Annotated in this window: 19 protein-coding genes and 1 pseudogene; 12 read left to right on the forward strand and 8 right to left on the reverse strand. The window is 74.6% G+C overall.

The window, feature by feature from the left end; genetic code table 11:
• The first annotated feature begins 159 nt into the window (after nt 1-159).
• The 5 genes from ACH5AR_RS33585 to ACH5AR_RS33605 all read left to right on the forward strand — a co-directional run bounded on the left by ACH5AR_RS33585 (nt 160) and on the right by ACH5AR_RS33605 (nt 4,150).
• Complete coding sequence (locus ACH5AR_RS33585; RefSeq protein ID WP_396305319.1) at nt 160-825, forward strand: HAD family hydrolase; 666 nt, start codon at nt 160-162, stop codon at nt 823-825.
• 101 nt (nt 826-926) lie between these two features.
• Complete coding sequence (locus ACH5AR_RS33590) at nt 927-1,130, forward strand: hypothetical protein (RefSeq protein WP_396305320.1); 204 nt, start codon at nt 927-929, stop codon at nt 1,128-1,130.
• A gap of 62 nt (nt 1,131-1,192) precedes the next feature.
• Nucleotides 1,193-2,140 carry an aminoglycoside phosphotransferase family protein gene (locus tag ACH5AR_RS33595; RefSeq protein WP_396305321.1) on the forward strand — a complete coding sequence of 316 codons (948 nt, stop codon included), beginning with the start codon at nt 1,193-1,195 and terminating at the stop codon, nt 2,138-2,140.
• Nucleotides 2,141-2,261: 121 nt separating this feature from the next.
• Entirely contained in the window at nt 2,262-3,470 is a 1,209-nt protein-coding gene (locus tag ACH5AR_RS33600; RefSeq protein WP_396305322.1) for a sensor histidine kinase, read from the forward strand.
• A complete protein-coding gene (locus ACH5AR_RS33605) occupies nt 3,467-4,150 on the forward strand; it encodes a response regulator (RefSeq protein WP_396305323.1) in 684 nt (227 codons plus the stop codon). Before ACH5AR_RS33600 ends, ACH5AR_RS33605 begins: the two co-directional genes overlap by 4 nt.
• A 41-nt stretch (nt 4,151-4,191) precedes the next feature.
• On the opposite strand, the gene ACH5AR_RS33610 is transcribed toward ACH5AR_RS33605, so the two are convergent.
• Nucleotides 4,192-6,051 carry a CocE/NonD family hydrolase gene (locus ACH5AR_RS33610; protein ID WP_396305324.1) on the reverse strand — a complete coding sequence of 620 codons (1,860 nt, stop codon included), beginning with the start codon at nt 6,049-6,051 and terminating at the stop codon, nt 4,192-4,194.
• A 121-nt stretch (nt 6,052-6,172) separates the two neighbouring features.
• Nucleotides 6,173-7,135 (reverse strand): annotated as a pseudogene (locus ACH5AR_RS33615) (hydrolase); the annotation flags it as partial.
• A 256-nt stretch (nt 7,136-7,391) separates the two neighbouring features.
• Between ACH5AR_RS33615 and ACH5AR_RS33620 the strand changes: the two are divergent.
• Nucleotides 7,392-8,501: a HoxN/HupN/NixA family nickel/cobalt transporter gene (locus ACH5AR_RS33620; protein ID WP_396305325.1), complete on the forward strand. Its 1,110-nt coding sequence runs from the start codon at nt 7,392-7,394 to the stop codon at nt 8,499-8,501.
• Nucleotides 8,502-8,574: 73 nt separating this feature from the next.
• Here the strand turns inward: ACH5AR_RS33620 and ACH5AR_RS33625 are convergent, their stop codons facing one another.
• Both ACH5AR_RS33625 and ACH5AR_RS33630 read right to left on the reverse strand, forming a co-directional pair.
• Nucleotides 8,575-9,504: an SGNH/GDSL hydrolase family protein gene (locus ACH5AR_RS33625; protein WP_396305326.1), complete on the reverse strand. Its 930-nt coding sequence runs from the start codon at nt 9,502-9,504 to the stop codon at nt 8,575-8,577.
• A gap of 388 nt (nt 9,505-9,892) precedes the next feature.
• Nucleotides 9,893-10,873 carry an AraC family transcriptional regulator gene (locus tag ACH5AR_RS33630; RefSeq protein WP_396305327.1) on the reverse strand — a complete coding sequence of 327 codons (981 nt, stop codon included), beginning with the start codon at nt 10,871-10,873 and terminating at the stop codon, nt 9,893-9,895.
• Nucleotides 10,874-11,151: 278 nt separating this feature from the next.
• Between ACH5AR_RS33630 and ACH5AR_RS33635 the strand changes: the two genes are divergently transcribed.
• The 3 genes from ACH5AR_RS33635 (at nt 11,152) to ACH5AR_RS33645 (ending at nt 13,831) form a co-directional block, all read left to right on the forward strand.
• On the forward strand, nt 11,152-11,568 hold the full coding sequence (locus ACH5AR_RS33635; protein ID WP_396305328.1) for a (2Fe-2S) ferredoxin domain-containing protein: 417 nt from the start codon (nt 11,152-11,154) through the stop codon (nt 11,566-11,568).
• A gap of 149 nt (nt 11,569-11,717) precedes the next feature.
• Nucleotides 11,718-11,972 carry a hypothetical protein gene (locus tag ACH5AR_RS33640; RefSeq protein WP_359825802.1) on the forward strand — a complete coding sequence of 85 codons (255 nt, stop codon included), beginning with the start codon at nt 11,718-11,720 and terminating at the stop codon, nt 11,970-11,972.
• Between the two features lie 191 nt (nt 11,973-12,163).
• Nucleotides 12,164-13,831, forward strand: coding sequence for a purple acid phosphatase family protein (locus ACH5AR_RS33645; protein ID WP_396305329.1), 1,668 nt, complete (start codon nt 12,164-12,166; stop codon nt 13,829-13,831).
• A 37-nt stretch (nt 13,832-13,868) separates the two neighbouring features.
• Here ACH5AR_RS33645 and ACH5AR_RS33650 read toward each other — a convergent pair whose 3' ends face one another.
• The gene (locus tag ACH5AR_RS33650) at nt 13,869-14,201 is read right to left on the reverse strand and encodes a YnfA family protein (protein WP_396305330.1); all 333 of its coding nucleotides are present in this window, start codon (nt 14,199-14,201) and stop codon (nt 13,869-13,871) included.
• Nucleotides 14,202-14,246: 45 nt separating this feature from the next.
• A complete protein-coding gene (locus ACH5AR_RS33655) occupies nt 14,247-15,461 on the reverse strand; it encodes a pyridoxal phosphate-dependent aminotransferase (protein ID WP_396305331.1) in 1,215 nt (404 codons plus the stop codon).
• Nucleotides 15,462-15,558: 97 nt separating this feature from the next.
• Between ACH5AR_RS33655 and ACH5AR_RS33660 the strand changes: the two genes are divergently transcribed.
• Nucleotides 15,559-15,942 (forward strand): winged helix-turn-helix transcriptional regulator, encoded by a 384-nt coding sequence (locus tag ACH5AR_RS33660; RefSeq protein ID WP_396305332.1) that lies wholly within the window; start codon nt 15,559-15,561, stop codon nt 15,940-15,942.
• 293 nt (nt 15,943-16,235) lie between these two features.
• On the forward strand, nt 16,236-17,015 hold the full coding sequence (locus ACH5AR_RS33665) for an SGNH/GDSL hydrolase family protein (RefSeq protein ID WP_396305333.1): 780 nt from the start codon (nt 16,236-16,238) through the stop codon (nt 17,013-17,015).
• 33 nt (nt 17,016-17,048) lie between these two features.
• On the opposite strand, the gene ACH5AR_RS33670 is transcribed toward ACH5AR_RS33665, so the two are convergent.
• Nucleotides 17,049-17,711 (reverse strand): GNAT family N-acetyltransferase, encoded by a 663-nt coding sequence (locus tag ACH5AR_RS33670; protein ID WP_396305334.1) that lies wholly within the window; start codon nt 17,709-17,711, stop codon nt 17,049-17,051.
• A 130-nt stretch (nt 17,712-17,841) separates the two neighbouring features.
• Between ACH5AR_RS33670 and ACH5AR_RS33675 the strand changes: the two genes are divergently transcribed.
• Nucleotides 17,842-18,780, forward strand: coding sequence for a pentapeptide repeat-containing protein (locus tag ACH5AR_RS33675; RefSeq protein ID WP_396305335.1), 939 nt, complete (start codon nt 17,842-17,844; stop codon nt 18,778-18,780).
• A 25-nt stretch (nt 18,781-18,805) separates the two neighbouring features.
• Here the strand turns inward: ACH5AR_RS33675 and ACH5AR_RS33680 are convergent, their stop codons facing one another.
• Nucleotides 18,806-19,366 (reverse strand): DinB family protein, encoded by a 561-nt coding sequence (locus ACH5AR_RS33680; RefSeq protein ID WP_396305336.1) that lies wholly within the window; start codon nt 19,364-19,366, stop codon nt 18,806-18,808.
• Nucleotides 19,367-19,741 lie beyond the last annotated feature (375 nt).

A 19,741-nucleotide genomic window follows, 5' to 3' on the forward strand; every position in this document is an offset into this window, starting at 1 on the left:
GTGAAGTTCGCCGGGACCGAGGACGCCTCGCTCCAGACCAGCTTCGTGATCGACGACACCTCCGTCCAGACCGGCTGAGCCCGGCCGGCTCCCGCGTCAACGCCCTTGCGCGACAAGGGCGTTGACGCGGTACCCGGGGGCCGGCCCTATGCTGGCCGGATGATCGAGCCCCTTGAACTGGTGATTTTCGACTGCGACGGCGTCCTGGTGGACAGCGAGGTGATCGCCGTCCGGGTGCTGGTGCGGCTGGGCGAGGAGTACGGCTGGCCGCTGACCGGGGCGGAGGCGATCGAGCTGTTCGTCGGCCGCTCCGAGGCGGCGAACCGGGCGACGGTCGCCGAGCGGCTGGGCGCCGAGACGGCACAGGTGTGGAGCAAGCGCTTCGTCGAGCTGCACGCCGAGGCGGTGGACGCCGGGCTGACGCCCGTGCCCGGCCTGCCGGAGGCGCTCGCCGCGATCACCCTGCCCACCTGCGTGGCCTCCAGCGGGACCCACGAGAAGATGCGCCACACCCTGGGCCGGACCGGCCTGTACGACCACTTCGCCGGACGGATCTTCAGCGCCACCGAGGTCGGCCGCGGCAAGCCCGCCCCCGACCTCTTCCTGCACGCCGCGCGCTCGATGGGCGTCGACCCGGCGGCCTGCGTGGTCGTCGAGGACAGCCGCCCCGGTGTCGAGGCGGCCCGCGCCGCCGGGATGCGCGCGCTCGGCTACGCCGGCGGCGTCACGGCCGCGGAGCACCTGGCCGGGCCCGGCACCGTGGTCTTCGACTCCATGCGGGACCTGCCCGGACTGATCGCCGCGGGGGCGAGGCCCCGGCGGTAGCGGCTCGCCCGGCGATCCCCGAGCGCTGTAGTGAACGCGTTCAAACGCAACGGGAGCCGGGGGACGGCATGGGCGTCGGCGCACGCAGGGTGATCACGTGGATGGCGACCTGGGCGGTGATCCTGGTGCTGCTGGTCCCGATGACGCTCCTCCCCGGCCGCTGGGGGGAGCACGACCGCCAGTGGACCCTCGGGCTCCTGTGGTGGCTGCTCGTGTTCGTCGGGCCGTTCGTGGCCTGCGCCGCCAACCGCCGGTGGATCCACGCGAGCGCGCGCAAGCCCGCAGGGGCCGGGCGCAGGAGCTGAGCGCGGGCTCCGGCGACAAACCGGTTGCCGGGCGCCGTCCCGGGGTGGCAGGGTCGGGCGCCATGGCCGCCTCCCGCAAGCTGCACCCCGACGAGCTGGACATCGACGTGCCGCTGGTGCGCCGGATGGTCGCCGAGCACTTCCCGCGGTGGGCCGGGCTGCCGGTCGAGCCGGTCGAGCCGACCGGGACCAGCAACGCGATGTACCGGCTCGGCACCGAGCTGGTGGTGCGCGTCCCGCGGATCCCCGGGGCGGTCGAGGAGATCGCCAAGGAGGACCTCTGGCTGCGCCGCCTGGCCCCGCGGCTGCCCGTCCCGGTGCCCGTCCCGCTGGCGGTGGGCGGGCCGGTCGACGGCTGCCCCTGGCCGTGGTCGGTGCTGCGCTGGCTGGACGGCACCACCCCGGTGCCCGGCCGGATCGCCGAACCCGGGCTGCTGGCCCGGGACCTGGCAGGCTTCGTGACCGCGATGCGCGGCATCGACCCGGCCGGCGCCCCCGCCGCCCACCGCGGCGAGTCGCTGGCGGACCGGGACGCCGCGACCCGTACGGCGATCGCGGCCGTGCCGGACCTGGTGGACGCCCCCGCCGCGACCGCCGCCTGGGAGCACGCGCTGGCCGCCCCCGCGCCCACCGGCCCCCCGGTCTGGCTCCACGGCGACCTCCAGCCCGGCAACCTGCTGGTGGACCGGGCGGGCCGGCTGGGCGCCGTCATCGACTTCGGCTGCGCGGGCCTCGGCGAGCCGGCCGTCGACCTGATCCCCGCCTGGTACGTCCTGCCCGCCGCCGCCCGCCCGTCGTTCCGCGCGGCCGCGGCCCCCGACGACGCGGCCTGGGACCGCGCCCGCGGCTGGGCCCTGTCCGTCGCGCTGCTGGAGGCCGCCTACTACCGGCACAGCGACGCGCGGATGACCGCCATCGCCCGCCACGTCGTCGCCGAGGTCCTGGCCGACCACGCCCAGGGGCGTGCCCCGGCGTCACGCACCCGGCGGGAATTGTCAGACACGCCCTAGCCCCGGCCCCACCCTGGCAGCTCCTCACGTCCACCGGGCCCGCGCCGTCGCCCCGGGGGCGTACCCGGCGTACATCCCCGGGGCGACGCGCGGGGCCGGCGCCGCTGCATACGATCACCGCATGGAACAGCTCCTCCAGCGCCTGTCGACATCGAGGCAGGTGACCTGGCTGATGTCGCAGGGCGTGGTGCTGGCCACCGCCTGCCTGTACGCGCTGACGCTCGCCCTGACGGTGCTGCCCACCGACTGGGCGCACTACGAGGGCCTGTTCCGGTTCCCCGACCTCGGGAGCTTCCAGGTGCTCGGCCTCTGCGTCGTGCTCGCCCTGCCGGTGCTGCTGGTGCGCCGTCTGCCGGCGGCGGTCTTCGCGGTGGTCCTGGGCGAGTCGGTCCTCGGCGACGCCTTCGGCGCGCGGCCCTCGATCGTGTTCGTCCTGCTCGTCGGCCTGGCCGGGTACCTCGCCGTCCGGCGGCCCAGGGCCGCCGCCGTCGGCTCCGTCGCGGCCGTCGCGGCGGCGTTCCTCAACGACCTCCACGTCCCGGGGCAGACCGTCGGCGACGCGACCCAGTGGGCCGGTCAGTTCGCGCTGTGGTTCGCGGTCGCGTGGATCTTCGGCGGGGTGTACCGCAAACGCCGTGAGTACCTCGAAGCCCTCCAGGAGCAGACCGCGGCCCGCGTCGTCATGGCCGAGCGGCTGCGGATCGCCCGGGAGCTGCACGACAGCGTCGCGCACAGCATCGGGATCATCACCGTGCTGTCGGGAGCGGCGGCGCGGGTCGTGGAGACCAGGCCCGAGCAGACGCGGCAGGCGCTGACCGGCATCGAGACCACCAGCCGGGAGACGCTGCTGGAGCTCCAGCGCATGCTCGGGGCGCTCCGCCGTGCCAAGCCGGACGACGCCATGGCGCAGGCCGCTCCGCTGGCGCCGGCCGGCAGCCTGGCCGACGTCCCGCAGCTCGCCGAACGCACGGCCGGGGCCGGGGTGCGGGTCCAGGTGGCCTGGCGGGGCGAGCGGCGTCCGCTGCCGCCGGAGATCGAGCTGGCGGCGTTCCGGATCATCCAGGAGTCGGTGACGAACGTGGTGCGGCATTCCCGGGCGCGGACGTGCCGGGTCGCGGTCGGTTACGAGCCGGAAGGGGTGACGATCGAGGTGGTGGACGACGGGGACGCCCGTTCGGGCGGGCCGGGCCGTCCGAGGCCCTCCGCGGCCGGCGGGAGCGGTTTCGGCCTGCTCGGCATGCGCGAGCGGGTGACGTTGCTGTCCGGCCAGTTCAGCGCCGGCCGGCGTCCGGAGGGCGGGTTCCGGGTGACGGCGAGGCTCCCGGCATGAGCGTGCGGGTGCTGCTGGTCGACGACCAGCCGCTGATGCTGGTCGGGCTCGGGATCCTGATCGGCGACACCGACGACCTGGAGGTGGTCGGCCAGGCCGGCGACGGGCGCGAGGCGGTGCGCCTGGTGCGCGAACTGCGGCCGGACGTCGTGGTGATGGACATCCGGATGCCGGGCGTGGACGGGATCGAGGCGACCCGGCAGGCGACCGCCGAGCCGGACCCGCCCAAGGTCCTGGTGCTGACGACCTTCGACCACGACGAGTACGTCTACGGCGCGCTGCGCGCCGGGGCCAGCGGATTCCTGCTCAAGAGCATGGCCCTGGACGCGATCCTGGAAGCGATCCGCGTGGTGGCCGCGGGCGACGCGCTGCTCGCGCCGAGCGTGACCCGACGGCTGATCGCGGACTTCGCCGGAACGCCCGGCCCCGCGGCCCACGGACCGGACGCCGGGCCGGCCGCGGACCCGGGTCCCATCGCGGGGATCACCGGCCGGGAGCGCGAGGTGCTGGCCCTGGTGGGGCAGGGACTGTCGAACCCCGAGATAGCCGAGCGGCTGGTGATCAGCGCGGCGACCGCGAAGACCCATGTCGCGCGGCTGTTCGCCAAGCTCAAGGCGCGGGACCGCGTCCACCTGGCGATCATCGCCTTCGAGACCGGCCTCGTGCCGCGCCGACGGTAGGGGCGGACGGGCAGGGCCGCCGTACGCCCGGCCGGCCGGGTTCAGGACGGCTCGCGCGGCACCCGGTGCTGCCACTCGCGGGCGAACACCACCGATCCGGCCTCCAGCGCCCGCAGCTGCACGAGGCTGATGAAGTGCTCGGCGTCGCAGCGCAGTTGGGTGCGGGTCTGGACGGTGACGTCCCAGCCGATGTCGGGCCGCTCCAGCCGGACGGTGTGGTCGGTGCGGGCCTGGGCGCTGAGCGGGGCGCCGGTGAGCACCCGGTAGGCGGTGACGGTGTGTTCGTCGCGGACCAGGCCGTCGGGGTGGGTCCGGGTGCCGTCGGTGGCGGGGGAGAGCTCGGTGCGCCACTCGTGGCGGCCGATGTCGTGCACGGTGAGGTGCTCGGGCCGGGCGGTGAGCGGTTCGGTGACGTGGACGTCGAGGGGGTCGGGCAGCGCCGGGGGCTCGAAGGTGACGGAGGGGGCGCCGATGTCGGCGGCGAGGTGGCGCACCGGCAGGACGAGCGTCGAGCGGGACGGGTCGACGCCGTACCCGGTGTCCTCGGCCGGGGGCCACACCCAGGGCCAGTAGACCGAGGAGAGGGCGAGCCGCAGCCGGTGCCCGGCCGGGACGCGCCAGGCGCAGGCGGCCAGCTCGACCTCGGCGTCCGGCCCCTCGCTGACCAGCACACCCCGGGTGACCAGCTCCGAGGTGCCGTCCGGGCCGACCGCGCACAGCCGCACCGCCACCTGGGCGGGCGCCCCGCCCTCGTGCGGCCGCAGCCGCAGCCGTACGGTCGGGGCGCCGAGCAGCTCGACCGGTTCGGGCAGTGGCTGGGAGTCGAAGCAGACCGAGCGGCCGTCCTCCTCCCGCTGGTCGGGCGGCCGGTCGGCGGGGCGGCCGCGCGGGACGTGGGCGCCGGCGTCGAGGCCGGTGTGCTGCGGGGAGCGGACCGCGACGTACCGGTCGTCGGAGGCGGTGCCGGCGGTGCGCAGCGGCCCGTCCAGGCCGTAGTGGATCTCGCGGACGTCGGGGGAGGGCCAGGCCTCGTCGCCGGTCCAGCGGGTGGCGAGCCAGGCGCGCAGGGCGGGCTGCCCGAGGGCGTCGGTGTCGATGCCGCGCAGCCAGTGGTCCCACCAGCGCAGGGTGTCGGGCAGGGCGGCCTCGGGCAGGCCGTGCGGCCAGGGGCCGACCAGGGCGTGCGCGGTGGGGGACTCGGCGAGCAGCCGCAGCACGAAGGAGCAGGACGGGTCTCCCCAGCCGGCCACCGCGAGGGTGGGGACGGACACCGGGACGGTGCTCTCGCCGGCCGCGAGCCAGTCGTCGACGGGCGGTTGCAGCGACTCCAGCCGGGCCAGCCAGGCGGCCCGCCAGGCGTCGCCGACGTGCCGCGGGTCCGGGGGCAGGGCGGCGTCGGCGACCAGGGTGGTGAGCCGGGTGTGGAGGTCGGCGGCGAGGACGGCCCCGCCGAGCCGGTGGCCGCCCTCGGGGCAGGCGGTGACGACGGCGCCGACGGTGTCCGGGGCCCGGGCGGCCAGCCGCAGGGCGGTGGTGCCGGCGGCGCCGGTGCCGAGCAGGCCGAGCCGTCCGTTGCACCAGGGGCGGCGGGCGAGCCAGTCGACCACGGCCGCGCCGTCGGCCAGCTCCTGTGCGCCGCCGGGCTCGGCCGGGGTGCCCTCGGAGTTGCCGTGCCCGCGGGTGTCGACCCGGACGGCGGCGTAGCCGTGGCCCGCGTACCAGGGGTGGCGGCGGGCGTCCTCGGCGGCGGTCCGGTCGGTGAGGCGCCCGGCGGAGTACTCCAGCACCGCGGGGCCGGGCTCGTCGCCGACCGGTCGCCACAGCCGGGCCGCCAGCCGGGTGCCGTCGGGCAGGGGGATGCGCAGGTCCTCGCGGGTGGTGTGGAAGGGGTACGACGGCATGGCCGCTCCCATCGGTCCCGGGCGTCGGCGTTCCGACGGTTCGGTAATCCGACAGTAGGGGAGGGAGCGGCCCTTTTCCTGGTGAGGGGGCGCCGTCCGCGCGGGGAGCGCCGCCCGGTCAGGCCTTGCTCAGCCAGGCGGTGGCGTTGAGGGCGAGGGCGGCGTCGGTGCCCGCCGGGTCGTCCCAGCCGTTGTACCGGGTGTTGCCGGACTGGCCGGTGCCGTCGTCGATCGGGGAGCTGTCGCCCCAGACGGCGACCCGGCCGGAGCCGAAGGTGCTGGTGGCGAAGAAGGCGCCGGTGGTGCCGCTGTAGCCGGTCCGGTAGACCAGGCCCTTGACCGTCGGGTTGTCGGCGGGCTTGAGGGTGAAGGTGGTGCCGTTGCGCAGGATGGAGCCGGTGACGGTGCCGAAGGGGCCGTGCAGCACCGGGTCGGTCGGGGCGTTCACGGCGCGCGGGTTGTCGGTGGTGATGTTGAGCAGGTCGACCGAGAAGCCGAAGGGGTCGTTGTCGTCCACCCCGTTGTCGGTCAGCAGGTCGTTGATGATCTTCGGGGAGTCCCAGCCGTCGTTGTTGCGGTCGCTGTTGATGTGGTCGGAGACCAGGAAGAGGCCGCCGCCGTTCTTCACGAAGTTCATGATCGCGGTCTTCTCGCTCGCGGAGAACCTCGTGTTGGGCTCCGGGACGACGAAGGTGTCGAAGTTGGCGAGGTCGAGCGCGGCCCCGGTGCCGTAGCTGATGGTGGACCCGGCCGGCAGGGTCTTCAGGCTGTACTGGCCGGTCTTCTGGAGGGCGACGCCCCACGCGGAGAGGGCGCCGGTCCAGCTCTTCTCGGTGGTGGGGCCGGCGTTCTGGGCCAGCGGGTCGGGCTGGCTGGTGCTGATGATCCAGTCGGCGTTGCCCGCGGTCTCGGCCTTGCTGTTGTCGAACAGCACCCGGTGCGGGGCGGCGCCGACGGCCCGGGCAGTCCCGGCGGCGGTGGCGGCGGTCGCGGTGGGCGCGGCGCCGGCGGTGGGGGCGGTGAGACCGGCCGCGAGCAGCGCCGATCCGGCGAGGGCCGCGGCGGTTCGGATACGGATCGTCATGAGCCGTTCCTCCGTGGGGGGTTGGGGGGCGGCGCGCGGGTTGTGCGCACGTGGAACGGGAGTATCCGCGCGTAGAGCGCCCGCCGAAAGCCCTGGGGGGTTACGGGGTCCTGTACGGGTCGTGACGATCTCCGGGAGGGGGGTGGAGACGGGGAGTGACCGGGGGAGTCGAATTCGTAGTTGCGCATGACTTGCAACTGCGCGCGTCGAGGCGGAAAGATGGCCCAGCTTCGACCCCGACCGGAAGGACACGACGATGGCCGCCCCCCGCTGGCGCGACCGGCTCACCCGTGAGGAGTGGATCCGCCTGGCCGGAATGGGCGGATTCATCCTCGCGCTGCACGTCATCGGCTGGTTCACCCTGCTCGCGCTGGTCGAGCCCGAGCACTACGACGTCGGCGGCCAGGTGTTCGGCGCGGGCATGGGCCTGACCGCCTACACCCTCGGCATGCGGCACGCCTTCGACGCGGACCACATCGCCGCCATCGACAACACCACCCGCAAGCTGATGGGCCAGGGCAAGCGGCCGCTGTCGGTCGGCTTCTGGTTCTCGCTCGGGCACTCCTCGATCGTCTTCGGCCTCTGTGCGCTGCTGGCCTTCGGCATCCGCTCGCTGGCCGACCAGGTGGAGTCCGACGACTCGACGCTGCACGAGATGACCGGCCTGATCGGCGTCACCGTCTCCGGCACCTTCCTGCTGCTGCTCGGCCTGATCAACCTGGGCGCCTTCAACGGCATCCTCAAGGTCTTCCGCCGGATGCGCCACGGCGAGTACGACGAGGCCGAGCTGGAGCGCCAGCTGGAGCGGCGCGGGCTGATGAACCGCATCCTCGGGCGGGTCACCCGGGCCGTCACCAAGCCCTGGCACATGTACCCGGTGGGCCTGCTGTTCGGCCTGGGCTTCGACACCGCCACCGAGGTGTCGCTGCTGGTGCTGGCGGGCGGCGCGGCGGCCTTCTCGCTGCCCTGGTACGCGCTGCTCACCCTGCCGATCCTGTTCGCGGCCGGGATGAGCCTGCTGGACACCATCGACGGCTCGTTCATGAACTTCGCGTACGAGTGGGCCTTCTCCAAGCCGGTCCGCAAGATCTACTACAACCTGACGGTCACCGGGCTGTCGGTGCTGGTCGCGCTGGTGATCGGCTCGATCGAGCTGATCGGCCTGCTCGGGGAGAAGCTGGACATCACCAGCGGCCCGATCGCCTGGATCGGCGGACTGGACCTCAACTTCGTCGGCTACGCGATCGTCGGACTGTTCGTGCTCACCTGGGCCGCGGCGATCGCCTACTGGAAGTTCGGCAACGTCGAGGAGAAGTGGTCGGCCGGCCTGGCCGCCGGGGCCGCCACCGCCGCGAAGTCCGAGTAGCCCGCGGCGCGGCCGAGGGGCGGTGACCGGACTCCGGTCACCGCCCCTCGGCGTTCCTCCCGGTGCGCCGGCGCTACCGCAGCGCGGCGAGCACCGCCTGCGCCATCACCCGCTCGCCGGCCGCGTTGGGGTGGAACGGCACGGCGGGCGAGCCGGGCAGCGCGCCCTCGATCCAGCGGTCGTCCGAGCAGACGTCGTGCCCGGCGGTCGGTGTCGCGGTGTCCACGTAGGTCGCGCCGTTGGCGGCCGCGGTGGACTTCAGGGCGGCGTTCAGCCCGTCCAGCACGCCGCGCATGTACTCGACGTCCCCCGGGGTGACCGGCTGGCGCAGCACGCACCGCGTGCCGTCGGCGGGCAGCACGGACGGGTAGCCGACCAGCAGCACCCTGGCCCCGGGGGCCTTGGCGTGGATGCGCCGGAGGGTGTCGGCCAGCTGCGGGGCGATGGTGGTGCGGATCCGCTCGGCGAGGTCGTCGGTGCCGTACTGCCAGGACATGCTGTTCCAGTCCCAGTGGCCGTGGTGGTAGACGTCCTTGCAGGGCGTGCCCAGCGGGTTGACGACGGCGCCCGCGATGCAGGTGGCGACGAGTTCGCCGAGGCCGAGGTCGCTGGCGGCGAGGTCGTTGCCGCCGATCCCGAGGGTGACCAGGTCGGTGTCGGCGCCCACCGCGTCCAGCTGGGGGTCGTTGACCCGGATGAAGGCGTCGTACTGGGGCTGGGTCATCGCCTTGATCTTGGCCGCGGAGCAGGTGGCGTCGGTGTACGTGACGGCCTGGAGGGCGCCGGCGACCAGGTGGCCGTAGTTGCGGTCGGAGCGCAGGCACAGGCCGGCCGACTGGCTCGGCACGCCGGCGCCGGCGGCGTAGGAGTCGCCGAGCGCCACCATGTGCCGGGGCGCCGGGGCGGCGGCCCGGGCGCTGGTGGAGGTCAGGGCGAGGGCGGTGCCGACGGCCACCGCGGCGAGCGCGGTGGAGCGGCGGAGCTTCCGGGCAGGGCGGAGCACGGTTCCTCCTGGGGGAGAGAAACGACGGGTGGGGGTCGCGCCGGCCGGGCCACAGCTACTCGCAGGTAAGTTACTGCCAGGTTTCGCGGACGTCCACGGTCTGCGCGGAATTTCCCGAAATTCCGTCAGGCGGCATTTCGCCTTTCGCTCCACGGTGTATCGCGGGCATTTCCGAAACGCGGTGGAGCGGAATTGCCGCCCGTGCGCGTCGGCACCGGGCCGGGCCGGCTCGCGTCCTTCGTCCGGCGGGTGCGCCCCGTCCCCCGCGCGGGGCGCACCGGCACGGCCGCACCCACTCTCCCCGGGCCGGGCGGGCGCGGCTATCCACTTCCGGCCGGGCCCGGTGCAGCTTTCCGGACTGCCCGCCGGCCCGGTGCCCAGGGGCGGGTCAGGCGCCCCGCCCGAGCGTCTGCGAGGGCGAACGCCCGTAGGCGCGGCGGTACTCGGCACTGAACCGGCCGAGGTGGGTGAAGCCCCAGCGGCAGGCGACCTCGGTGACCGTGCCGCGGGCCCGGCCGTCGGCGATCGCGAGCAGGTCGTGGTGGGCGTGGTCGAGCCGGACGCGCCGCAGGTAGGCCAGCGGGGTGGTGCCCAGGTGGCGCCGGAAGCCCTCCCGCAGGGTCCGCAGGCTGACCCGGGCGGCCTGGGCGATGTCGGCGACGGAGAGCGCCTCGTCGGCGTGCTCGGCGCAGTAGTCGGCGGCCCGGCGCAGCGCGCTCGGCAGCAGGGTGCCGCCGTGGTCGGCCGCGGCCCGGCGGCCCAGCGAGTGCGGCTGGGCGTCCAGCAGGCCGTCGACCAGCAGCCGTTCGAAGTGCTGCACGGCCAGCCGGGACCGCAGGCCCAGCGCCGAGACGGCGAAGCTCCGGAAGGCGTCGGCCAGTTCGAGCCAGGTCCGGACGGCCGGATCGGCCGGGTCGAGCACGGGCGCGAAGCGCAGCGGCTCCTGCGGGACGTCGCCCAGCCGGACGGCGAGCGCCTGGTCCACCGCCTGCCGGGACATCGCCAGCGCCCCGTTCAGGGCCTCGGCGTCCCACTCCATGGTGACCCGGTCGCCCGGCCCGGCCACGGACAGCACGGCGGGCAGCTCGGTGCCGTTGGCGACGACCCGGCCGCCCCCGGCGTACGGCAGGATGACGTTGTAGAAGTCCGGCAGCTCCCCGGTCCGCAGGCGCACCGGCGCCCCGTACCCGAGGTCGTAGAGCGCGACCGGGCCCTCGTGGAACGAGCGGAACCGGCCCGGGAGCCGCTGCTCGCCCAGCACCGTCAGCCGGTGCGGGGCCAGCCGCCCGCCCACCACGTGGCGGAGCTCCTCGATGCTGTTCCCCTCGTAGAGCGAGACCGGACCGCCTGCGGTTGCGGCCGGTGCCACGACGGTCGATCCCGGTGCTGCTTCGGTGACCACGGATTCCCCCTGCCCGTGCGAGCGACCCGCGCTTCCCCCTGGCGGCGCGGAGTCGTGCGCATCCTAAGGGAAGGAGGGGTTCCTGTTGAGGGCTCCGTCGGCCTGATCTTCACGGGCCCGGCGGCCGGATCCCGTGGGGCCCGGGGGGCCGGGCCGACCCGCGGCCGGGGAGGCGGCGGGGTGACGGGTACAGTGCGGAGGCCGGTGCGCAGGGTGCCGCCGGCCAGGAGGGGTCAGGAGATCCGATGAGCCGCCGAGACCGCGACGGTGCCCGGGACCGCAAGCGGGGCGCCGGTGCCCCCGTGACCGTCACGGTCTGCCGGGGCTGCTGCTGCGGCACCGAGGCCAAGCACCCCGGGGTGGACCACGCGGGCCAGTACGAGCGGCTGCGCACGGCGGTGGGCTCGGCGGGCCGGGTCCGGGCCGTGACGTGCCTGGACGTGTGCACCCAGTCCAACGTGGTGGTGGTCGGCCCCTCGGCGGAGGGCCGGGCGGCGGGCGGGCGGCCGGTCTGGCTGGGCTTCGTGCTGGTGGACGAGATGATCGACGACATCGCCGCCTGGGTGCGCGCGGGCGGCCCGGGCCTCGCCGACCCGCCGGGGCTGCTCGACCTCCAGCTGATCACGGTCTCCCGGCGGGTGCGCGAGGGCCTGCCGGAGTGAGGCCGCGCGCCGGTTCCCCCGGCTGATCGTCGGATCGTATCCGCCGGGGCGGACCCGGGTCCGCCCCGCGGCCCGCACCACTACCATGACCGGTGGCGTCGGGCCCGTCCGGACGGTGCCGAGCCGTTTCCGCGCGAGGGAGGAAGCCGATGACGACGGTCTGCCGCATCTGCGCGGGAACCGGCCGGACCGCCGGCCTCAGCTGCCGGACCTGCCAGGGCACCGGCACCACCGAGGTCGGGGGCGGCGGTGGCAACTGCTTCCTCTGTGACGGCACCGGGGTGTACGTGCGCTACCGGGTGGACGCGACCGGGGCCAAGCACGCCTACCGGGACGAGATCTGTCGCACCTGCGACGGCACCGGCAACCGGACCGCCACCCAGTGGGACGAGCCCTCCGGCTGAGCCGGCCGGCCCCGCGGCCGACACCCGCTCAGGCCGTGCGGCGGCCGGGGGCCATGATGCGGCGTCGGGACGGCGTGATCACGTCCTTTGCCTGATCATGGTCGAACATTGGCGTTCGAATGGGGGACGCGCTGCCGCCCGTTCACCCGGCGTCCGTGCGTGATCAACGCGCCGCTGGAAGAGTCCCGCGCATGGATATCCCCAACATGGGCGTGCCGGCCAAGCTTGCCGACCGCATGAGCATGGCCGAGCAGCACGAGTACCTGCGGGCCCGCTTCTCCCGCCGCCGGATGCTGCGCGCCGGCGCCGTCACCGTGGGCGCGGTCGCCGTGGGCGGCGCGCTGGGCGGCGGGACGGCCTTCGCCGCCCCGGCCGGCCCGCAGCTGCTGACCGGTGGCACGGCGAACGGCATCGACGGCTCGCTCGTCGCGCCGACTGGCCGTCACCTCCAGTTCGGCCCGGAGCCGGACACCCAGTTCCGCATCTCCTGGCAGGTGCCGGCGCCGGTCAGGAAGCCGTTCCTGCGCTTCGGCAGGACGCCGTGGGAGCTGAGCCACAAGGTCCAGGCCGAGGTCCGCGCCCTGCACACCCCGGCGCTGACCCCCAACAGCCAGCCGGTGGACCAGTACTACCTGCACGTGGCGCTGGAGGACCTGCGCCCCGACACCACCTACTACTACGGTGTCGGCCACGAGGGCTTCGACCCGGCCTCGCAGCAGCAGATCTCCACGCTGCACACCTTCCGCACCGCGCCCTCCCGCGACCACCGCTGGGGCAAGGTCTACGAGCCGTTCACCTTCACCGCCTTCGGCGACCAGGGCGTCAGCGCGCACGCGGCCGGCAACGACCACATCATCAAGGCCCAGAACCCGGCCTTCCACCTGCACGCCGGCGACATCTGCTACGCCGACCCGGCCGGCTCCGGCACCGACCCGGACAAGTCCGTCTTCAACGCGAGGACCTGGGACGACTTCCTGGTGCAGACCGAGACGGTCGCCGCCGACATCCCGTGGATGGTCGCGTACGGCAACCACGACATCGAGGCCTGGTACTCGCCGAACGGCTACGGCGGCGAGAACGCCCGCTTCTTCCTGCCGAACAACGGCCCGGACCCGCGTGCCGTCCCCGGTGTCTACACCTTCCGCTACAAGAACGTCGGCGTCGTCTCGCTGGACGCCAACGACGTCTCCTACGAGATCCCGGCCAACCTGGGCATCTCGGCGAACAAGCAGACCAGGTGGCTGGAGCGCACCCTCAAGGACCTGCGCAACGACGAGACCGTCGACTTCGTCGTGGTCTTCTTCCACCACTGCGCCTTCTCCACCACCGTCGCGCACGCCTCCGAGGGCGGGGTCCGCGAGGCCTGGGTGCCGCTGTTCGAGAAGTACCGGGTGGACCTGGTCATCAACGGCCACAACCACATCTACGAGCGCACCGACGCGATCCTCGGCAACAAGGTCTCCAAGCAGGTGCCGAGCGGCGCCACCATCGAGCCCGCCAAGGACGGCGTGGTCTACGTCACCGCGGGGGCGGCCGGCCGCAGCCTGTACAAGTTCGACGTGCCGGACACCTACGAGGGGCACGAGAACCACCAGGACGAGGTGAAGACCTACTACTGGAGCAAGGGCAAGGTGAAGACCCCCGAGACCATCCAGTGGTCGCGGGTCCGCTACACCGGCTACTCCTTCATCAAGGTCGACGTCACCCCGAAGCACCTGGGCCAGAAGTCGGTCATGAAGGTCACCGCGCTGGCCGAGGACGGTACGCAGATCGACAACTACACGATCCTGCGCACGGTCGGCGAGGGCTGGGACTCGGACCGGGACGACGACGGTCAGGGCGGCGGCTGGGGCTGGTAGTCCCGGACGGGCCCTGCGGAGCCCCGGCGCGGGAGGTTCAGCGCCGGGGCCCGTACATGATCACGCCGACCCCGGCGAGGCAGACCAGCGCGCCCAGCACGTCGTAGCGGGTCGGCCGGAAGCCGTCCACGGCCACGCCCCACAGCAGCGAGCCGGCCACGAACACCCCGCCGTACGCGGCCAGCACCCGGCCGAAGGCGGCGTCCGGCTGGAGGGCGGCGACGAAGCCGTACGCGCCGAGCGCGACCACGCCCAGGCCGGCCAGCCACCACGGCCGCTGCTCCCGCACGCTCTGCCAGACCAGCCAGCAGCCGCCGATCTCGGCGACGGCGGCGAGGGCGAACAGGGCGATCGAGCGCAGGACGGTCATGCGGTCGAGGGTATGCGGTCGCCGGTGTCGGGGGCTGTGCGCGGGTCAGTCCTGGCGGTACGTCGCCAGGAAGCGCCCGATCCGGTTGATGGCCGTCTCCAGGTCGTCGGCCCGGGGCAGGGTGACGAAGCGGAAGTGGTCGGGGCGGGGCCAGTTGAAGCCGGTGCCCTGGACGACGTGGATCTTCTCGCGCAGCAGCAGGTCCAGCACGAAGCGCTCGTCGTCGACGATCCGGTGCACCGCCGGGTCCAGCCTGGCGAAGGCGTACAGCGCGCCCTTGGGCTTGACGCAGCTGACGCCGGGGATCTCGTTGAGCGCCTTGACCGCGATGTCGCGCTGCTCGGTGAGCCGGCCGCCGGGCAGTACCAGGTCGTTGATGGACTGGTGGCCGCCGAGCGCCGCCTGCACGGCGTACTGGGCGGGCACGTTGGGGCACAGCCGCATGCCGGAGAGCATGGTCAGGCCCTCCAGGTAGTCGGCGGCGTGCTGCCTGGGGCCGGAGACGACCAGCCAGCCGCTGCGGAAGCCGGCCACCCGGTAGGACTTGGAGAGGCCGTTGAAGGTGAGCGTCAGCACGTCGTCGGCCAGCGCGGCCAGGCAGTGGTGCTCGGCGCCGTCGTAGAGGATCTTGTCGTAGATCTCGTCGGCCAGCACCATCAGGTGGTGGCGGCGGGCCAGGTCGAGGATGCCCTCCAGCAGTTCCCTCGGGTAGACCGCGCCGGTGGGGTTGTTGGGGTTGATGACGACGATCGCCCTGGTGCGGGCGGTGATCCTGGCGGCGATGTCCTCCAGGTCCGGGTACCACTCGGCCTGCTCGTCGCACAGGTAGTGCACGGCCTTGCCGCCGGCCAGCCGGACCGCGGCCGTCCAGAGCGGGTAGTCGGGCATCGGCACGAGCACCTCGTCGCCGTCGTCCACCAGCGCGGTGACGGCCATCTGGATCAGCTCGGAGACGCCGTTGCCGAGGTAGACGTCGTTGACGGTGACGCCCTGGACCCCGCGCTGCTGGTAGTACTGCACCACCGCCCGGCGGGCCGGCAGGATGCCGCGCGAGTCGCTGTAGCCGTGCGCCGAGGACAGGTTGCGGATGATGTCCTGGACGATCTCCTCGGGCGCCTCGAAGCCGAACGGGGCGGGGTTGCCGGTGTTCAGCCGCAGCACGCTGTGCCCGGCCTCCTCCAGGGCGTTGGCCTGGTCGACCACCGGGCCCCGGATCTCGTAGCACACGCCGTTCAGCTTGCTGGACTGCCGAAACTCCATCTGCGGCCTCCCGACCGTCACCACCGCGCCGTTGCTTCAGCTTTGTTCTACCAAGTGAGTACTTGGAAAGTCCAACCTCTTGGCTATGCTGATCCGCATGTCACGCCGAAGCTACGACCAGTACTGCGCCGTCGCCCGCGCCCTGGACGCGGTGGGGGAGCGCTGGAGCCTCCTGATCGTCCGTGAGCTCCTCGGCGGCCCGCGCCGCTACACCGACCTGCACGCCGACCTGCCCGGCGTCTCCACCGACATCCTGGCCGCCCGGCTCAAGCAGCTGGAGGCCGACGGGCTGGCCACCCGCCGCCGGCTGGAGCGGCCCGCCAACGCGACGGTCTACGAGCTGACCGCGCGCGGCCGCGAACTGCGGCCGGTCGTCGAGGCGTTGGGGCAGTGGGGCCTGGCCGCCCTGGGCGAGCAGCGGCCCACCGACGCGGTGCGCGAGCACTGGTTCACGGCTCCGGGCGCGACCGTCGCGGGGTGAGCCCCGCGCAGCGGCGAAGGGGCGAAGGGGCGGCGGCAAGGCCCCCGTCGCCGGCCGCCGCCCCGTGACCCAGGATGGCGCGGGGCGATAAACGACCAGTGGACGCCGAATGAGCGAGCGGCCGTGGGCGGCGGAGGGGGGAGGCGGACGGGGACGGCGGCCGTGGGCGGCGGACGGGGGAGGCGGGCGCCGGGCCCCGGGCCCCGGCGTCGGCCCCCCGGGGCACCGGCCCGCCAGGGCGAACGTACGATCGTCGGACCGCGGAGCCATCTCAGGAGAGCGGAGGCAGCCAAGTGCCCACCACCAGCCGCAGCTACAGCAGCTACGTCGCCGTCGGGGACTCCTTCACCGAGGGCATGTGCGACGACCTCCGTCCCGACGGCCACTACCGCGGCTGGGCGGACCGGGTCGCCGCCGCGCTCGCCGACGAGACCGACGGCTTCCGCTACGCCAACCTCGCCGTGCGCGGCAAGCTCATCGGCCAGATCCACGACGAGCAGCTCGCCCCCGCCGCCGCGATGGGCGCCGACCTGGTCACCCTGGCCGGCGGCTTCAACGACGTGCTGCGCCCCGGCTGCGACATCGACGCCGTCGAGCGGCAGCTCGGCCGCTGCGCCGCCGAGCTGCGCGCCACCGGCGCCACCGTCGTGCTGTTCACCAGCACCGACCCCACCCGCAGGATGGCCGGCAGCGCCCGGCTGCTGCCGGCCATCCTGCGGATGAAGGGCTTCGTCCAGGAGCTGGGCCGCCAGGACGGCTTCGCCGTGGTCGACCTGTTCTCCGCGCCCTGCTTCGACGACCGCCGGCTCTGGGCCGAGGACCGGCTGCACCTGTCGCCCGAGGGCCACCGCCGGGTCGCCGCGGGCGTGCTGGAGGCGCTCGGCCGCCCCGCGCCCTTCGACTGGCGCGCCCCGCTGCCCGCCGCCGCCCCGGTCGGCCGCACCGAGCGGCTGCGCGCGGACGCCCGCTGGCTGGGCGCCCACGTCGGCCCGTGGATCGGCCGGCGCCTGACCGGCCGATCCTCCGGCGACGGCCGCCCGGCGAAGCGGCCGGAGCTGCTGCCGTACCGCTGAGGCGGGCCGTCGGGGCCCGCGGCCGGGCCCCGGCTACTCGGGGCCGTGGACGCCCGGCGCGTCGAGGACCAGGCTCGCCATCGGGGCGTGCGTGGTCCAGCCGAGCGCCGTGTAGAGCGCCTGCCCGTCCGGGGTGCCGACCAGCACGCCGGTGCGCGCGCCCCGCTCGTACGCCGCGGACTGGAGCGTGCGCATCACCAGCGCCCCCAGCCCCCGGCGGCGGTGCCCGGGGGCGGTGGTGATCTGGTCCGGTACGGCCACCGGGCCGGCCAGGCCCGCCTGTCCGCGGGCGGCGAGGTGGCCCTCCCCGGTGCGCACCAGCACCCGCAGGACCCCGCCGCGCTCCCAGGCGGTCACGCCGTACCCGGCCGGGGCCCCGGGCCGCTCGGGCGCGAGCGGGGTGCTCATCAGGAAGCCAGGCGCGTCCAGCCGCCACCGCTCGTCCAGCCAGGGGCGTACGGTGGCGTCCTCGGCGAACAGCTTCAGCCAGGTGGTCGGCGCGGTGACGGCCTCGCCGAGCCTGCGGACCTCGGCCTCGGTCGGCTCCGGCAGCACGTGCCGCCCCACCTCGCCGGCCGGTGCGCCGACGTCGATGCTCCAGCCCCAGGGCCGCTCCACCGGCTCGGCGGAGCCGCGCGAGACGGCCCAGCCCGCGATCCACATCCGGACCAGCTCCCTGGTGCCCCGGTCCCGCATGCGCCCCACCTCTGTGTGTAATGGTTGACCGTGCCCTGGACAACTTACCGGCGCCGGGGCTCGTCTGCCCAGTAGGATTTCCGGGTTCACCGCGCCACCCGGCGCCCCGCAGCTGGAAGGACCCCGGAACGTGCGCGAGACCGAGCCGTCGCAGGCCCCCACGGCGGCCGAGCCGACCCCGCTGCGCGCCGACTGCGGCAGCTGCTTCGGGCTCTGCTGCGTCGCCCTGCCGTTCTCCGCGGGCAGCGACTTCGCCATGAACAAGCTCCCCGGCAGCCCCTGCCACAACCTCCGGGCCGACTTCCGCTGCGGCATCCACGCCCAGCTGCGCGACAAGGGCTTCCAGGGCTGCACCGTCTACGAGTGCTTCGGCGCCGGCCAGCGCGTCTCCCAGGTGACCTTCGGCGGCCGCAGCTGGCGCGAGGAGCCGGACAGCGCCACGGCGATGTTCGATGTCTTCCCGGTCGTGCGGCAGCTGCACGAGCTGCTCCACTACCTCACCGAGGCGCTCTCCTTCGCCCCCGCCCGGCCCGTCCACGACGAACTGCGGCAGGCGCTCGCGGAGACCGACCGGCTGGCCGGGGGCACCCCCGAGGAGATCCTCGCCGTCGACGTCCCGGCCCACCGGCAGCGGGTCAGCGAGCTGCTGCTGCGGGCGGGCGAACTGGTCCGCGCGGCCGTCCCGCGCCGCCGCGAGCTGCGCGGCGCCGACCTCTTCGGCGCCCGGATGCCCGGCGCCGACCTGCGCGGGGCCAACCTGCGCGGCGCCCTGCTGGTGGCCGCAGACCTCTCCGGCGCGGACCTGCGCCTCGCCGACCTGGTGGGCGCCGACCTGCGGGACGCCGACCTGGCCGGCGCTGACCTCAGCACGGCCCTCTTCCTCACCCAGGCCCAGCTGAACGCCGCCCGCGGCGACGCCGCCACCCGCCTGCCGGACGGGCTGGTCCGGCCCGCCCACTGGCCGGAGAAGGCCCCGGCGGGCGCCGCCCGCCCCGCCCGCCCCGCCCGGGGCGACGGAGCCGGGCCCCGCTCCGGCCGATCCCGCAGGGGAGGCGGCGGCCGCCGGTAGCCCCGCCGCTACGGTAGCCCCGCCGCTACTGGCCCACCCGGCCGTCCACGCACTCGCGCAGCAGGTCGGCGTGGCCGCAGTGGCGGGCGTACTCCTCGATCCGGTGCACCAGCAGCTCCCGGATCGAGATCCGGTCCTTCCCGACCCGCTCGCCCAGGTCCCGGTAGCCGTCCAACGCGGCGTCCAGCGCGGCCTGTTCGCGCTCCAGGTCGCGGAACGCGGCGTCCACCACGGCCTGCTCGCCGACGGCCCCGTCGAAGTCCGCGTCCCGCCGGCCGTACAGCTTGGGCAGCGGCTCGCCGTCGGTGATCCAGTTCCGCCAGTCCCGCTCCACCTCGGCGAGGTGCCGGACCAGCCCGAGCAGCGACATCGTGGACGGCGGCACCGAGCGGCGGGCCAGCTGCTCCGGGGCCAGGCCGTCGCACTTCATCCGCAGGGTGAGCCGGTAGTTCGTCAGGTAGTCCTGGAGCGTGGCGAGTTCGCCGTCCGGGCCGGGGCCCTCGTTGTTGCGGGGGTCGTCCGCCGGGTCGGCCCACATGTCGGGGTAGACGGTCGCCTCGGTCCAGCGCGCGGGTTGTTCGGTCATGCCCCGCATCGTCGTCCGTCAACGCCCCTTCCCGCCACGGGTTATTGCCCCCGGGCCCGGACAGCGGACCACCGCCGCCCCGGCGTCGGCCCGGCCACCCTCCGGTGCCGGTTCACCCGGCGGGCTGGTGCGGCTGGACGGCGACGAGTTCGTTCCCGTGCGGGTCACCGCTGCCGTCTCGGCTCGCTCCGGGGAGTAGTCGCACGGCCCGCCCCGGCGTCGGCCCGGCCGCCCTGCGGTGCCGGTTCACCCGGCGGGCTGGTGCGGCTGGACGGCGAGGAGTTCGTTCCCGTGCGGGTCACCGCTGCCGTCTCGGCTCGCTCCGGGGAGTAGTCGCACGGCCCGCCCCGGCGTCGGCCCGGCCGCCCTGCGGTG

It is taken from the genome of Kitasatospora sp. NPDC018619 (genome assembly GCF_044391605.1).
In the GTDB taxonomy this organism is placed as follows: Bacteria; Actinomycetota; Actinomycetes; order Streptomycetales; family Streptomycetaceae; genus Kitasatospora.

Excerpts from the sequence above, each read along its gene's own strand:
- ACH5AR_RS33605 (WP_396305323.1), top strand. The coding sequence starts at position 3,467 with ATGAGCGTGCGGGTGCTGCTGGTCGACGACCAGCCGCTGATGCTGGTC.
- ACH5AR_RS33585 (WP_396305319.1), top strand. The coding sequence starts at position 160 with ATGATCGAGCCCCTTGAACTGGTGATTTTCGACTGCGACGGCGTCCTG.
- ACH5AR_RS33635 (WP_396305328.1), top strand. The coding sequence starts at position 11,152 with ATGAGCCGCCGAGACCGCGACGGTGCCCGGGACCGCAAGCGGGGCGCC.
- ACH5AR_RS33645 (WP_396305329.1), top strand. The coding sequence starts at position 12,164 with ATGGATATCCCCAACATGGGCGTGCCGGCCAAGCTTGCCGACCGCATG.
- ACH5AR_RS33590 (WP_396305320.1), top strand. The coding sequence starts at position 927 with ATGGCGACCTGGGCGGTGATCCTGGTGCTGCTGGTCCCGATGACGCTC.
- ACH5AR_RS33640 (WP_359825802.1), top strand. The coding sequence starts at position 11,718 with ATGACGACGGTCTGCCGCATCTGCGCGGGAACCGGCCGGACCGCCGGC.
- ACH5AR_RS33670 (WP_396305334.1), bottom strand. The coding sequence starts at position 17,711 with ATGCGGGACCGGGGCACCAGGGAGCTGGTCCGGATGTGGATCGCGGGC.
- ACH5AR_RS33660 (WP_396305332.1), top strand. The coding sequence starts at position 15,559 with ATGTCACGCCGAAGCTACGACCAGTACTGCGCCGTCGCCCGCGCCCTG.
- ACH5AR_RS33620 (WP_396305325.1), top strand. The coding sequence starts at position 7,392 with ATGGCCGCCCCCCGCTGGCGCGACCGGCTCACCCGTGAGGAGTGGATC.
- ACH5AR_RS33600 (WP_396305322.1), top strand. The coding sequence starts at position 2,262 with ATGGAACAGCTCCTCCAGCGCCTGTCGACATCGAGGCAGGTGACCTGG.
- ACH5AR_RS33650 (WP_396305330.1), bottom strand. The coding sequence starts at position 14,201 with ATGACCGTCCTGCGCTCGATCGCCCTGTTCGCCCTCGCCGCCGTCGCC.
- ACH5AR_RS33595 (WP_396305321.1), top strand. The coding sequence starts at position 1,193 with ATGGCCGCCTCCCGCAAGCTGCACCCCGACGAGCTGGACATCGACGTG.
- ACH5AR_RS33610 (WP_396305324.1), bottom strand. The coding sequence starts at position 6,051 with ATGCCGTCGTACCCCTTCCACACCACCCGCGAGGACCTGCGCATCCCC.
- ACH5AR_RS33680 (WP_396305336.1), bottom strand. The coding sequence starts at position 19,366 with ATGACCGAACAACCCGCGCGCTGGACCGAGGCGACCGTCTACCCCGAC.
- ACH5AR_RS33655 (WP_396305331.1), bottom strand. The coding sequence starts at position 15,461 with ATGGAGTTTCGGCAGTCCAGCAAGCTGAACGGCGTGTGCTACGAGATC.